Annotated in this window: 17 protein-coding genes and 3 pseudogenes; all 20 read left to right on the top strand. The window is 48.1% G+C overall.

The window, feature by feature from the left end:
• Complete coding sequence (locus F8R90_RS29480) at positions 1-870, top strand: alpha/beta fold hydrolase (protein WP_196513593.1); 870 nt, start codon at positions 1-3, stop codon at positions 868-870.
• Positions 871-1,039: 169 nt separating this feature from the next.
• Entirely contained in the window at positions 1,040-2,581 is a 1,542-nt protein-coding gene (locus F8R90_RS29475) for a GMC family oxidoreductase (protein WP_196513592.1), read from the top strand.
• 248 nt (positions 2,582-2,829) lie between these two features.
• Positions 2,830-3,111: a hypothetical protein gene (locus F8R90_RS29470; RefSeq protein WP_196513591.1), complete on the top strand. Its 282-nt coding sequence runs from the start codon at positions 2,830-2,832 to the stop codon at positions 3,109-3,111.
• Positions 3,112-3,254: 143 nt separating this feature from the next.
• Entirely contained in the window at positions 3,255-4,136 is an 882-nt protein-coding gene (locus F8R90_RS29465) for an alpha/beta fold hydrolase (protein ID WP_196513590.1), read from the top strand.
• Between the two features lie 88 nt (positions 4,137-4,224).
• Positions 4,225-4,467: a RidA family protein gene (locus tag F8R90_RS29460; RefSeq protein WP_196513589.1), complete on the top strand. Its 243-nt coding sequence runs from the start codon at positions 4,225-4,227 to the stop codon at positions 4,465-4,467.
• 22 nt (positions 4,468-4,489) lie between these two features.
• Positions 4,490-4,846, top strand: a complete 357-nt coding sequence (locus F8R90_RS29455) for a DM13 domain-containing protein (RefSeq protein WP_196513588.1) — start codon at positions 4,490-4,492, stop codon at positions 4,844-4,846.
• Positions 4,847-4,920: 74 nt separating this feature from the next.
• The gene (locus tag F8R90_RS29450; protein WP_196513587.1) at positions 4,921-5,790 is read left to right on the top strand and encodes an alpha/beta fold hydrolase; all 870 of its coding nucleotides are present in this window, start codon (positions 4,921-4,923) and stop codon (positions 5,788-5,790) included.
• A gap of 98 nt (positions 5,791-5,888) precedes the next feature.
• Positions 5,889-6,590, top strand: a complete 702-nt coding sequence (locus F8R90_RS29445) for a dienelactone hydrolase family protein (RefSeq protein ID WP_196513586.1) — start codon at positions 5,889-5,891, stop codon at positions 6,588-6,590.
• A 113-nt stretch (positions 6,591-6,703) separates the two neighbouring features.
• A pseudogene (locus F8R90_RS33205) lies at positions 6,704-6,835 on the top strand (flavodoxin domain-containing protein); the annotation flags it as partial.
• A gap of 11 nt (positions 6,836-6,846) precedes the next feature.
• Positions 6,847-7,215, top strand: a complete 369-nt coding sequence (locus tag F8R90_RS29440; RefSeq protein WP_230967073.1) for a hypothetical protein — start codon at positions 6,847-6,849, stop codon at positions 7,213-7,215.
• Between the two features lie 105 nt (positions 7,216-7,320).
• The gene (locus F8R90_RS33200) at positions 7,321-7,623 is read left to right on the top strand and encodes a hypothetical protein (protein ID WP_230967064.1); all 303 of its coding nucleotides are present in this window, start codon (positions 7,321-7,323) and stop codon (positions 7,621-7,623) included.
• Between the two features lie 16 nt (positions 7,624-7,639).
• Positions 7,640-8,701 (top strand): FAD-dependent oxidoreductase, encoded by a 1,062-nt coding sequence (locus F8R90_RS29435; protein WP_230967062.1) that lies wholly within the window; start codon positions 7,640-7,642, stop codon positions 8,699-8,701.
• Positions 8,679-9,203 carry an SDR family NAD(P)-dependent oxidoreductase gene (locus F8R90_RS33755; protein ID WP_331000746.1) on the top strand — a complete coding sequence of 175 codons (525 nt, stop codon included), beginning with the start codon at positions 8,679-8,681 and terminating at the stop codon, positions 9,201-9,203. The genes F8R90_RS29435 and F8R90_RS33755 overlap by 23 nt, the downstream gene beginning before the upstream one ends.
• Positions 9,204-9,320: 117 nt before the next feature.
• Positions 9,321-9,431 carry an SDR family oxidoreductase gene (locus F8R90_RS33750; RefSeq protein WP_331000745.1) on the top strand — a complete coding sequence of 37 codons (111 nt, stop codon included), beginning with the start codon at positions 9,321-9,323 and terminating at the stop codon, positions 9,429-9,431.
• A 311-nt stretch (positions 9,432-9,742) separates the two neighbouring features.
• Positions 9,743-9,910 (top strand): annotated as a pseudogene (locus F8R90_RS33955) (hypothetical protein); the annotation flags it as partial.
• A gap of 8 nt (positions 9,911-9,918) precedes the next feature.
• The gene (locus tag F8R90_RS29415; RefSeq protein ID WP_196513585.1) at positions 9,919-10,428 is read left to right on the top strand and encodes an alpha/beta hydrolase; all 510 of its coding nucleotides are present in this window, start codon (positions 9,919-9,921) and stop codon (positions 10,426-10,428) included.
• 274 nt (positions 10,429-10,702) lie between these two features.
• Entirely contained in the window at positions 10,703-11,533 is an 831-nt protein-coding gene (locus F8R90_RS29410) for an oxidoreductase (RefSeq protein WP_196513584.1), read from the top strand.
• A gap of 151 nt (positions 11,534-11,684) precedes the next feature.
• Complete coding sequence (locus F8R90_RS29405) at positions 11,685-12,257, top strand: nuclear transport factor 2 family protein (protein ID WP_196513583.1); 573 nt, start codon at positions 11,685-11,687, stop codon at positions 12,255-12,257.
• A gap of 51 nt (positions 12,258-12,308) precedes the next feature.
• The gene (locus F8R90_RS29400; protein WP_196513582.1) at positions 12,309-13,226 is read left to right on the top strand and encodes an SDR family NAD(P)-dependent oxidoreductase; all 918 of its coding nucleotides are present in this window, start codon (positions 12,309-12,311) and stop codon (positions 13,224-13,226) included.
• A gap of 152 nt (positions 13,227-13,378) precedes the next feature.
• A pseudogene (locus F8R90_RS29395) lies at positions 13,379-13,659 on the top strand (transposase); the annotation flags it as partial.
• Positions 13,660-13,704: the final 45 nt, after the last annotated feature.

The following is a 13,704-nucleotide window of genomic DNA, read 5'->3' as shown; positions in this document are numbered from 1 at the left end:
ATGACCACATATCGTACAGTTTCTATCGATGGTTTAGATATCTTTTATCGAGAAGCTGGCTCCCGTGAAAATCCAACGATTCTGCTGCTGCATGGTTTCCCAACCTCATCTCATATGTTCCGCAATCTGATATCTGCGCTTGCTGATCGTTTCCATCTAGTTGCCCCCGATTACCCAGGCTACGGCAACAGTTCGATGCCAGCGGTGAATGAATTTGACTACACGTTTGATCGCCTGGCACAGATTGTAGAGAAATTTATTACTGCGATCGACCTCAAGCGATATAGCCTTTACGTGATGGATTATGGTGCTCCAATTGGCTATCGCATTGCAGCAAAACATCCAGAGCGAGTGGAAGCGCTAATTGTCCAAAACGGCAATGCTTACGAGGAAGGTCTCGGCGAATTTTGGAACCCAATCAAAGCTTACTGGCAAGAGCGATCGCCTGAGAATGCAGAAAAACTCAAATACCTCGTCACTCTGGAAGCAACTAAGTGGCAATATACTAACGGCGTTCGCAATCTGGAAGCGATCAGCCCCGATACCTGGATGATGGATCAACTTTTCCTCGATCGCCCTGGAAACAGTGAGATTCAACTAGCGTTGTTCTATAGCTATGGCACGAATCCGCCGTTATATCCGCAATGGCAGGAGTATTTCCGCAAATATCAACCACCCACCCTGATTGTTTGGGGTCAGAACGACTATATCTTTCCTTCCGAAGGCGCTTATCCCTACAAGCGCGACTTGAAAGACATTGAATTCCATTTACTTGATACCGGACATTTTGCCCTAGAAGAGGAAGGCGATGCGATCGCAAACCACATCACCCAATTTCTCATGTCACGATTGCAACCCATCCCTGTCTAATGAGTGCAAGGCTTTTTCATACCTGCATTCAGCAACGCCCTATTTGGTGCTTGTGCCAGATTTGTATTGGCGGCTGGAACCCGGAGTGCAACTTGATGCTGACGATAAGGATCAGTGAGCTAAAGCCTTTGAGTTACTCCAAGCGCAGTAAATTGACAACAGTGCAAATATGACTCACTATGACTACATTGTGATTGGTGCAGGTTCGGCAGGTTGTGTGGTTGCCAACCGCCTGACACAAGACAGTGACACAACTGTTTTACTACTCGAAGCAGGCAACCCAGATACAAAACCAGAGATTCATATCCCAGCGGAATGCGTCAGTCTTCTGGGTTCTGAGGTGGACTGGGCATATTTCTCTGAACCAGAACCCTACCTCAACGATCGCAAAATCTTTTGTCCCCGTGGCAAAGTCTTGGGCGGCAGCAGTTCGATTAATTTCATGGTTTATATGCGGGGCAATCCTCGCGATTATGACCACTGGCAGTCATTGGGAAATCCCGGCTGGAGTTACCAAGATATTTTGCCCTACTTCAAGAAATCAGAACACCAACAGCGAGGCGCGTCCGAGTTTCACGGGGTTGATGGAGAGTTGAGCGTCACCGATCTGATTGCACCTGCTGTGGTATCTCAACGCTTTGTAGACGCAGCAGTAGAATTGGGTTATGACCACAATCCTGATGTTAATGGAAAGCAGCAGTCAGGGGCAGGACTCTATCAGTTAACCATTAAAGATGGTAAGCGCCACAGTGCTGCTGCTGCCTTCCTTGTGCCCATTCTCCAGCGTCCCAATTTGACTGTAACAACAGGAGCATTGGTCACTCGCTTGTTGTTTGAGAACGCCCGTACCGTTGGGGTAGAATACCTGCACGAAGGCACGCTGCACCAGGTTAAGGTCAACTCCGAAATGATTTTAAGTGCTGGCGCGTTCGATTCGCCCAAGCTGCTAATGCTTTCCGGCATTGGGGATGCAGAACACCTGCAAGCGATGGGAATTCCGGTAGTGGCTAATTTGCCGGGTGTCGGTCAAAACCTTCAAGATCACCCTGTTGTATCCGTGGCACACGAGGCAACTCAGGATTTACACACTGCAAGCACCAGTAGTATCGCTGAAGCTAGCTTATTTTTGCATACAGAGGGGAATCTGGATGCTGCGCCAGATTTACAGTTTCTCTTCGGTACTGTTGTGTTAGTGCCGCCTGGTTATGCCCACTCTGGTTTAGGATTCACAAGTCTAGTCTGTTTGCCTCATCCTCAAAACATTGGCAGTGTCAGTTTGCGTTCCCTCGATCCCAAAGACGCACCGATGATTCAAATGAACTTTCTCCAAAGTGAAGCTGATGTGCAAAAGCTAGTGGCAGGGATTAAATTACTCCGTAATTTGTTCGGTGCGAGTGCCTTTGATGAGTTTCGCGGTGAAGAAATCGCTCCTGGTGCCGATAAGCAGAGTGATACAGCACTCGTTGCTTACATTCGAGAAGCTTGTGATACAGTGTATCATCCGGTCGGCACTTGCAAAATGGGCACTGACCCAATGGCGGTTGTAGACCCCCAACTACGGGTGTATGGAATTGAGGGCTTGCGTGTTGTGGATGCCTCCATCATGCCAACGATCACCACGGGAAATACGAATGCGCCCACCATTATGATTGGCGAAAAAGCAGCCGATTTAATTAAAGCCGCAGATTGCGTTTCACAGCAAGTACCTTAGCGATCGCGCGGAGCACTGCTGTCTTCGCCAGGACACAAACTAACTCGCCCACGCGTAGACAAGGGAAAGACTTCTGACAGCATGGATACGGTATGTCGGCTCAAGGACAGCAAGTTGGAAAGCCCAACATATTGCGAATCTATTTTCCCTATTTGGCAAAGCCAAACTAAAACTACTAAATCATGTTCAAACTATCCATTAAATTGTCTGTTGCGCTGGTCATTCTTACAGCATTAGTCCTGATCGATTTGCAATCTTTTCAAGCAAAGCCTGTTCTATCTGAAACGCCAGATATACAAACTCTGAATCAGTCAAAACTTGTTGCAACTGCCCCCACACCCCCCAACCTTGTCCGTGCTGTATTGGGAGGCAAACCTGTTTATGTGCTGTACGTGACCCGATCAGAAGATACTGTCTTGGTGCGTTGTTACCCTACCTATGAACCCACAATCACGGTTCGAGCGATGGGGGGTGATTCCAATGCCAACGCTCAGAGGGAAGGGGTCATGACCTGCCGTCCTTCTGCATAGAAACTATACTCTACAACCCATCTGAAAAGAAAACATACACCAAGAAATTTTCTTCTGCACAACATGATGGCGAGATTCTGAGTCCGCCTAGCTTTAACTTTCTGCATAAGACAACAAATCGACTCACAAAAAAGGAGACTCAAATGCCTTACGTTACTGTCGGTAAAGAAAACTCTGGAAACATCGATATTTATTACGAAGATTTCGGAGCAGGACAGCCAATTGTGCTAATCCACGGGTTTCCTCTAAGCGGTCATTCCTGGGAAAAACAAGTGGCGGTTTTGCTGGACAAAGGCTATCGGGTCATCACTTACGATCGCAGAGGCTTCGGTGATTCTAGCCAGCCTTCGTTTGGCTATGACTACGACACCTTCGCAGCGGATTTGAACACGCTCATGACAGAACTTGACCTGCGTGATACAGTGCTAGTCGGCTTCTCGATGGGGACTGGCGAAGTGACGCGCTATCTGGGCAAGTACGGTTCGGAGCGCGTTAGTAAAGCCGTGCTAATGGCTCCGGTGCCACCCTTCCTGCTGAAGACAGACGACAATCCCGAAGGGGTCGATCGCAGTGTCTTCGACGGAATTATGAAGAGTATCGTAGAAGATCGCCCAGCGTATCTGTCCGCATTTCTTAAAGACTTTTACAACGTGGATGTGCTTCTGGGCGATTCTCGTTCCGAGAGGCTTCTCTACGAGACGCTCCGCGAACGCCAACGTATTAGCAACGATGCTATCCAAATGAGTTGGAATGTTGCAGTAGGAGCTTCCGCTAAAGGGACTCTGGATTGTGTACCATCGTGGCTGACCGATTTCCGTGACGATCTGCCACGCATCGATGTGCCAACTCTAATTATTCATGGAGATAGCGATCGCATCCTTCCATTTGAGTCTACCGCAGCGAGACTGCCGAAGCTAATAAAAGACAGTCGCCTTGTGGTTATACCTGGCGGCCCCCACGCAATCAACTGGACTCATGCCGATCAAGTCAATCCTGTGCTGCTGGACTTTCTTGAAGGAAAATAATCAGCATTCCAAAGCCCGCCCAAAATCAATTCGAGCATCATGATTACTGGCGAATGCTTATCTACCGCTAGTCGGTAGATAAGCACAATTGAAAGCTGCTCTTGGGTCACTCGAATACTTGCAAGCGATCGCTCGTGTGGACGGTCATGTAAATAGCGCACCAGGCTGGACTCAGCAGGCCGCTGTTCTGAACGGAGCATCTGATTTATTCGCAGAGATTATGGCCGAAAAGGCTGGTCATGCTCGTAAAGCTTTTGGACATTCAGAATTGCCCTTAAATGCAGCAGTTGAACTAGTCTTGATTGCCGTTATTAAATCTGAAATTCATTAAAATAACTGGAGAATTATCAACTATGAACTTATCTGGCACTTTTGTTTCTGGCGAACATCCTACCGAAGGAACAGTTCGGATTGTAGTAGAGTCCGAGCAACGATTTGTCGAGTTGCAACCAGACTTTAAAACTTCCGATCTTGGCCCTGACTTACGAGTGGTTCTCCATCGCCTTGAAGATGTTATTGGTTCTACCACTCCCCCAGATTTTCCGATTAAAGAGCAAGAGCTTTTCCTACTTGACCGCTTACAAAGCTTTACTGGAAAGCAACGTTACCCCATTCCATCCTGGCTAGATTTAGCAAATTATCAGTCTGTTGTTATTTGGTGTTATGCATTCAACGCTACTTTCGGTGCTGCCAAACTTAATGGTCAATAACAGAGGGATCAAAATGCTAGACAAACCAATACCTTTGCCAAAATAAGAACCTAAAACCGATAAGGAGTAATCTTATGATTACATTTCGCACGATCGCAATCGATGGTTTAGATATCTTTTATCGAGAAGCTGGCTCCCGCGATAATCCAACTATTTTGCTGTTGCACGGCTTCCCGACCTCATCTCACATGTTTCGTAATCTGATACCTGCACTTGCCGATCGCTTCCATCTGGTTGCACCGGATTATCCTGGGTACGGCAACAGTTCGATGCCAACGGTGGATGAGTTTGACTACACGTTTGATCACCTGGCACAGATCGTGGAGAAGTTTATTACTGCGATCGATCTCAAAAAATACAGCCTTTACTTGATGGATTATGGTGCTCCTATTGGCTATCGGATTGCAACTAAATATCCAGAGCGAGTGGAAGCGCTGATTGTGCAAAACGGGAATGCCTACGAGGAAGGACTCGGCGATTTTTGGGGTGTGTTCAAGGCCTATTGGCAAGACCCTTCTCCTGAGAATACTGACAAGCTCAAATACCTTGTCACCCTAGAAGCAACGAAATGGCAATACACCAACGGTGTCCGCAATCTTGAAGCGATCAGCCCGGATACCTGGAACATGGATCAACTCTTCCTCGATCGCCCTGGTAATCAAGATATCCAACTGGCATTGTTTTACAACTACCAGTCTAATTTGCTGCTGTATCCGCAATGGCAAGCCTACTTTCGTCAGTATCAGCCACCGATGCTGGTGGTGTGGGGCAAAAACGACCAGGGTTTTATAGAACAAGGAGCTTATGCCTACAAACGCGACTTGCAGAACCTTGAGTTTCATCTACTCGATACCGGGCACTTTGCTCTGGAAGAAGACGGAGATGCGATCGCAAACTACATCCGTCAATTTCTCACATCACGGCTGCAACCCATCTCTGCCTAATCAGTGCAAGATACAGCGATCGCTTCATACTTGCATTCAGCAACGCTGTTTGATTTGGTCAAAGTCTAAATAGCAAATTCTTAAAAAGAAAGGACATCATGACAACTCAAAATGTAACCATTCCAGCCTTGTCCGGGGGCAGTTTTAGCGCCTATCTAGCAGCACCCAGTAGTCAGCCTCGTGCAGGAATTGTGCTGATTCAAGAAATTCTTGGGGTGAATAATACTATGCGACAGATTGCCGATGATTATGCTAAGGCTGGCTATTTGGTGATCGTGCCAGATTTATATTGGCGACTGGAACCCAATGTGCAACTTGATGCTGACGATAAGGATCAGTGGGCTAAAGCCATTGAGCTACTCCAAGCGTTTGATGTGGATAGCGGCGTAGAAGACCTAAAGGCAACCCTGTCTTTTCTGCGGCAGTATCCCAGCAGTACAGGCAAGGTCGGCAGTGTCGGCTTTTGTATGGGCGGTAAACTGGCATATTTCATGGCAACACGTACTGATGCAGATGCCAACGTTAGTTACTACGGTGTTGAAATTGACAAGAATTTAGCCGAGGCGACAAAGATTCAGAAACCGCTGATATTGCATCTGAGTGGAAATGACGAGTTTGTGTCACCAAGCGCTCAAGCGACCATTCAGGAAGGACTGAAAGACAACCCCCTGGTAACAATCTATCGCTATGAAGGAGTGAGTCACGGGTTTAGTCGCGTGGGTAGTTCCGCTTATCGCCAAGAAGCCGCAGAATTAGCGGGCGATCGCACGTTGGCGTTCTTAAAACAGCATTTAGGGTAGCAGGACTTAAACGCGATTTGATGCACAAACAGCTGTCAATTTCAACAAATGTGAGGTAAAAGGTGACAAAAGTCTTAATTGTTTACGCAACAGATTACGGCAATACCGAGAAGATGGCAGAAGCGATCGCTTCTGGTGTGACATCAGTTTTAGGTACTGAAGTGGAGGTAAAGTTTGCTGAGGATGTTACTGAAGATGATGTAATCGCCAGTGATGCTGTCATTGTAGGTTCCCCTGTACACATGGGGAGTCCAGATTGGCGCGTGAAAAATTTATCGATCAGGTTTGTGGCCCTCTTTGGATTAAAGATAGCCTCATTGGGAAGGTGGGTGCTGTCTTTGCGACTGGTGGCGGTTACGGCAATACGGGTGGTGGCGCTGAACTAACCATGCTGGCGCTGTTAAATAACTTTGCTGAACTGGGAATGGTGATGGTACCTTTACCCAAAATCACGCCAGGATATCCTCTTGGCGGTCTGCAAAGGGGGCCCTATGGGCGTTCAGCGGGAGAAAATATGGAGCAGACAGGCGTTACTGAACAAAGGCTGGAAGCTTCCAAGTATCATGGTGCGAATGTAGCGCGAGTGGCTGCTGCTTTAACAGGCAAAGAATTGTTTGCCAAGTAAAAAACTCATGAGATCCAAGCAAGCCATGTGTCCTTTATCTCTCATTCATGAGAGGTTGCCAACCTGATTGAAGCAGCAGAGCTTCCTGCTGTGGAGTAATCCCAATTGCCGAATGAAGTAACGTCAAACGCAAAGGAGATGGAAATGGACACCCAATACTACGACGACATTATTATTGGCGGCGGTAAAGCGGGTAAAACACTAGCACCTGCACTAGTTGCGGACGGGCGCAAAACCGCTCTGGTGAAACGCAGCTTAAACATGATTGGTGGCAAGTGCAGAGGTGGCAAATACTGTGCGAAACAGTGCTGCCTATGGCATCAACACGGCACCGCCCACGGTTCATTTGGCGGCAGTGATTGGGCGCAAACGATCGGTCGTGCAGTCCCTGCGACCAATAAATCTTAACAACTTGCACACCGCATTGGGGGACGATCTGATCATTGGTACCGCTCGCTTTGTGGCACCTAAAACGATTGAAGTGGCAACAGATGAAGGAACGACTCGCTTGCTCACCGCAGAACGATTGTTTATCAATACAGCGCGACCGTTGATTCCATCGGTGTCTGGACTCAAAGAAGCTGGGTTTTTGACCAGCGAGTCGATCATGGAGCTAGAACAGTTGCCGGAGCATCTGATCGTGCTTGGGAGTGGCTACATTGGGTTGGAGTTTGCCCAAATGTTCCGGCGCTTTGGCTCTCGCGTCACTGTCATTGGGCAAAGTGAGCAAATCTTGTCGCAGCAAGACCCAGATATTGCGATCGCGGTGCAAACGCTACTGGAACGAGACGGCATTGACTTCTTGCTGAAGGCGAAGGTGTTAAGAGTCGATCGCGTTGGCAATGCAACTAAACTTCAGATTCAAGTTGGCGATCGTGAGATCAGCCTCGAGGGTTCGCATTTGCTAATAGCCGTCGGTCGTGCGCCAACCACCGATACCTTAAATTTAGCCGCTGCTGGCGTGGCAACCGATGGACGCGGATTCATTCCAGTCAATGAGCGCCTGGAGACGAACGTACCGAATATCTGGGCGTTAGGCGATATCAATGGTGGGCCGCAATATACCCATGTGGCCTTGGACGATTATCGGATTGTCAAAGCGAATTTGATTGATGGTGGCAACCGCAACACGCGCGATCGCTTGGTTCCATCCTGTCTTTTCATCGACCCAGAACTGGCTCATATAGGTCTGACCAAAACCGAAGCGCAGCAACAAGGGTATGCCATTCGAGTGGCGAAACTGGATGCAAGAGACATTATGCGAGCGGTAACACAAAGTCAAACCGATGGACTGATGAAGGCGATCATGGATACCGAGACGGGTCGGATTCTCGGATGTTCACTCTTGTGCCATGAAGCAGGTGAAGTAATTTCGACAGTGCAAATGGTGATGCAAGCTCAGATGCCCTATACCGTTCTGCGCGATGGAATTTTGACTCATCCCACGATGACTGAAGGGTTAAATATGCTGTTTTCAAACGTGTAAGCAGGTAGCAAGCACAGACACCTCACAATTCTTTACACCAAATCTTTCAGCCCTCAACAGCCACAGGACTCATCATCATGAAAAAACTAGAAGGAAAAGTCGTCTTGTTACTGGTGGCACCAGCGGCATTGGTCTTGCTACTGCCAAGCGCTTTGTCGCCGAAGGTGCTTATGTCTTCATCACAGGTCATCGCCAAACTGAACTGGATGCTGCTGTGGAAGCGATCGGTAAAAACGTCAGAGGTATTCAGAGCGATGCCTCCAATTTGGCAGACCTCGATCGCCTGTTCGCCACAATCAAGCAAGAGCAAGGACACCTGGATGTGATCTTCGCCAATGCTGGCGGTGGAGGACTCGCCCCACTCGGCGAAATCACCGAAGAACACTTTGACAAAACATTAAATTTTAGTTGCGTCAAGGAGTTCAACATCTTCTTAATTCCCCACACCCCACACCCCACACCCTATACCCTAAAGCCAATTATATCAGGGCTTTGCGCTTAACTTAGTGCCATTCAGCCCTGGTGTCGTGCCTACTCCTGGCTACAATTTCATGGGACTGAGCGATGAGCAGGTGCAGGAATTTGTCGCAAGTCAGGCTGACACTATCCCCTTGGGCGTGTGGGCACACCCGACGAAATTGCTAAGGCGGTTGTTTTCCTTGCCTCCGATGACAGCAGCTTTGTGAATGGTATCGAACTGTTCGTCGATGGCGGTATGGCACAGATTTGAAGCGCCTTAAAAAGCGATCTCCAACAAATTTACTAACTTTCACAGCAGCTATGCAAAGAAGAACCAGTTTTGAAAGTAAGGGTCTAAAGTGTTCCGTCACCTTTCATACTCCGGATAAAGCAACATCTGGCGTTAGCTGCGCTCGCCGTTCGCGTAGCGTTCCGCAGGAAAGGCATCGCTATCCCGCAATTGTTATGGCTCATGGAATTGGCTTGACCAAAGAGATGGGACTACCTCAGTTCGCTGAGTTCTTCGCTCAAGCTGGGTTCGTCGTCACGTTGTTCGATTATCGCTAACTTGGAGCTAGCGAGGGAGAGCCTCGTGGACAAATACTCCCTACCGAGCAGCATGAAGACTACCGCAATGCCATCACTTGGACTCAACTACAAAGCGAAGTTGACCCTGAGCGCATAGGTCTGTGGGGCTTCTCCTATAGCGGTGGTCATGTACTGATCTGGCCGCATTCGTTCGGCGCGTGAAAGCAGTTGTGGCACAGATGCCTCCAGTGAGTGGGTTTCTCAACTCCCGCCGCCTGACTTCTCCACTTGAACTCGAAGAACTCACGAAGCTGCTTTCACAAGACCGGATCAAACGGTATCAAACCGGAGAGATGAGCTACTTCCCGTTAGTTGCTCCACCCGGTCAACCCTCCTTTCTTCCGACACCGGACGCTTTCAATTGGGTTGAATCAGCTAAGAGTGCTAGCGAAGGAAGATGGGAGAATCGACTCACCTTTGAATCGATTGAACATTGTCTCTATTACGAACCGATTCCTCACATCGAGGCAATCTTTCCCACCCCGTTATGCTTGATTGTGGGCGAGAAGGACTTTCTTGCACCTGCCGACTTGGCCGCCGCTGTCTATGCACGGGCAATGGAGCCGAAGTCTCTCACAATCTTGAAAGGCGGACACTTTGATGCTTTCCAGAGAGAGGGCTTCGAGATTGCAAGTACAACTGCCTTGAGATGGTTCGAGAAATATTTGCAGCAGACTTAAAACACCTGTTTTGTAACTAAGTTGTGCCTTCGGTTGAATTTAGATTCCAACTTAAGTTTGAACTACCCTACCATTTTTAGATTGACTAATTCATCAATCATTTTACTGTGTAAAACTGTCAACCCTGAGTGGACGACAAGTTCGAGTCAATTTCCTATATTGAATTCATGCAAACACAAACAGCAAATCAGTTGCAAGATTCAAGTTTGCTGGATACGAAATATTGCATATCGAAGCTTTGCTACTAACCCTAATAATTTTCAGGAGATAAATCATGACTCAGAGAACATGGCTGATTACTGGTGCTTCACGGGGCTTTGGAGCCGAGATTGCGAAAGCAGTTTTGGCAGCGGGTGACAGATTAATTGCCACCGCCCGCAATCAAGCTGATTTGCAACAATTCGCAATCAGTAAAGATGTCTTGACACTGAGCATGGATGTCACCGATGAGGCTCAGGTGAAAACAGCGATCGCCACAAGTCTAGAAAAATTTGGACAAATCGATGTGTTGGTCAACAATGCTGGATTCGGTTTGCTAGGAGCTGTCGAAGAGTGCAGTGCCGAAGAGGTTGAGAGCGTTTATCGCACCAATGTCTTCGGGCTACTAAATGTCACCCGTGCTGTCCTACCCAGTATGCGTCAGCACCGCTCTGGACACATCATTAATTTATCGTCGATCGGTGGCTATCGCTCCTCCCCAGGATGGGGCATCTATGGCTCAACCAAGTTTGCCGTCGAAGGCATTACCGAAGCCCTGCATGGGGAGTTAGCCCCGTTGGGGATTCACGTGACGGTGGTTGAGCCAGGATACTTCCGCACCGGTTTTCTTGATAACAGTTCGCTACGTCCGAGTGCAGTGCAAATCCCTGATTATGCCCAGACGGTCGGGAAAATTCGTGACGTAGCGGCTGGACTTAACTACCAACAGCCAGGAGATCCCACTAAGCTCGCCCCAGCTATTTTTGAGATTGTCAACACAGACGAACCACCTCTGCGGTTACCTCTAGGCACAGATACACTTCAGACAATAGCCGAGAAGAACGCTTACGTTGAGCAAGAGACGGCAAAATGGCGAACTCTAGCTGAGTCTACCGATTTCAGATAAGGAGTGGAAGACTCAGCCATGAAAAGGCAGCCTAATCTCTGGTGTTTTTGATTGCATGGGAAATATTGATAGATTAGGCAGCCTGACGTTTCGATTCGATAACAAAGACAAAATAGCGTTTTCTACACAGACTTAATCCGAAACAGGTTTTATGAAAAAATACACCACCGCCCCCCACCGTAAATTACTAATTAGCTTTGGATTAATTGGCTTTGGTTTGATGATAGCCACCGCAGTACCTGTGGCCAGTGCTACAGCCGAGCCAAAGCAAGCAGAGATTCGCAAGATTGTCCAATCTAATCAGAGCCAGAATAAAGAAATAGTACGCGAAGGCTTTGCTAAATGGGCAAATAACACTGGTAGTTTCTTCGATCTGCTGGCTGATGATGTGGAATGGACGATTACAGGCAGAAGTCCAATTTCCAAAACCTACACCAGCCGCCAGCAGTTTTTGGAGGAAGCCATAGTACCAATTAACGAGCGATTGAGCGCCAGAATAGTACCCAGTGTCCGAAGTATTTATGCCGATGGCGACACTGTAATTGCCTTATGGGATGGAACAGCTACAGCCAAAGACGGCAAACCCTATACCAACACCTATTCCTGGTATATGACCATGAAAAATGGGCGTATTGTCAAGGTAGTAGCATTCTTCGATACCATTGAGCTTACTGATCTGTGGAAACGCATTCCTGTAAGTAAAAAGGAATTGACAAACTATTGAAGTTCAAGACGATCGCTAACATTTTGAAAACGAAGCAATAATAAGGTTGAAATGACACCGATCGCAACACCCTTTGGACGGCATTCCACCGCTGCTGAGGTAGTAGAAGGAATCGATCTCTCTGGCAAGCGAGCGATCGTTACTGGAGCAGCATCAGGCATCGGCATAGAGACGGCGCGGGCACTGGCTTTAACTGGGGCTGAAGTTACTCTGGCTGTGCGTAACACTGATGCTGGAGCACAGACGGCAACTGACATCATCGCTACCACCGGGAATCAGAACATTCATGTCGCTCGGCTTGACCTGAGCGATCGCAACTCGATTGCTACGTTTATTGCTGCGTGGGATGAACCGTTGCACATCCTCGTCAACAACGCGGGTGTGATGGCATTGCCTGAACAACACACGCTTGAGGGCTGGGAAATGCAGTTTGCGACCAACTACCTCGGACACTTCGCCCTGGCACTCGGACTCCACGATGCATTAGTTGCAGATGGTGCCGCACGTATTGTCTCTGTCAGTTCCAGTGGTCATCTAATATCGCCAGTGGTATTCGATGATATTCACTTCGGATTTCGCCCCTACGATCCACTTTTGGCATACGGACAGTCTAAAACCGCAAATATCCTCTTCGCGGTTGGTGCCACTGCACGCTGGTTCAGGGATGGCATCACTGTCAATGCTTTGATGCCCGGTGCGATCGCGACTAACCTCCAGCGTCACATCGGCAATGTGATGAGTCAAGTCTCGCTAGAACTACGGAAGACACCGGAACAGGGTGCTGCCACCTCAGTCTTGCTGGCAACCTCTCCGCTGCTGGAGGGTATTAGTGGACGTTACTTTGAAGACTGCAACGAAGGCACCATCGTCACGAATGGTAATGGCTATATGAGCGGTGTTGCTCCCTATGCCCTCAACCCGGACAATGCCGATCGACTCTGGGAGGAATCGTTGCGACTGCTTGCCTGAATCAATTACAAGAATTATTTGATGGCGATCGCGCTTCAACAAATTGCCAACTATCGTGAGGTTTTTTATGCATCGACAACTTGGCATTGAAGAACATATATTCTGGTTACATGACTAGGTGATACCGCTACATTTCACAGTGGCTGCGAAGCCGTACCGTGTTTGAAACCTGGCTAGAAACTTGCTTGATTCCGGTGTTATGTCCGGGTGAGTGGGGAAAAAGTCGATAATGCCACCTTTTCGTGGCGGTCGGATTGCCCTATTAATTGAAGCTGCCGGATGTCAGTTAGTCTACCTACCGCCCTATTCACCAGACCTCAATCGCATCGAAAAATTTTGGGCGACTTTGAAAAGTAGAGTTCGTAAGTTGTTACTCCAGTCCGATAATTTACGTGATGCAATGGAAACCGTTCTCAAGCAAGCAGCGTCCTAACTATGATGGCTACGGCTATATTTGGTGTCTATAAAAATACATACA

Source organism: Nostoc sp. NZL, assembly GCF_015714705.1.
Classification (GTDB): Bacteria; Cyanobacteriota; Cyanobacteriia; order Cyanobacteriales; family Nostocaceae; genus Nostoc; species Nostoc foliaceum_A.
This window is presented reverse-complemented; position numbering and strand designations above follow the sequence as displayed.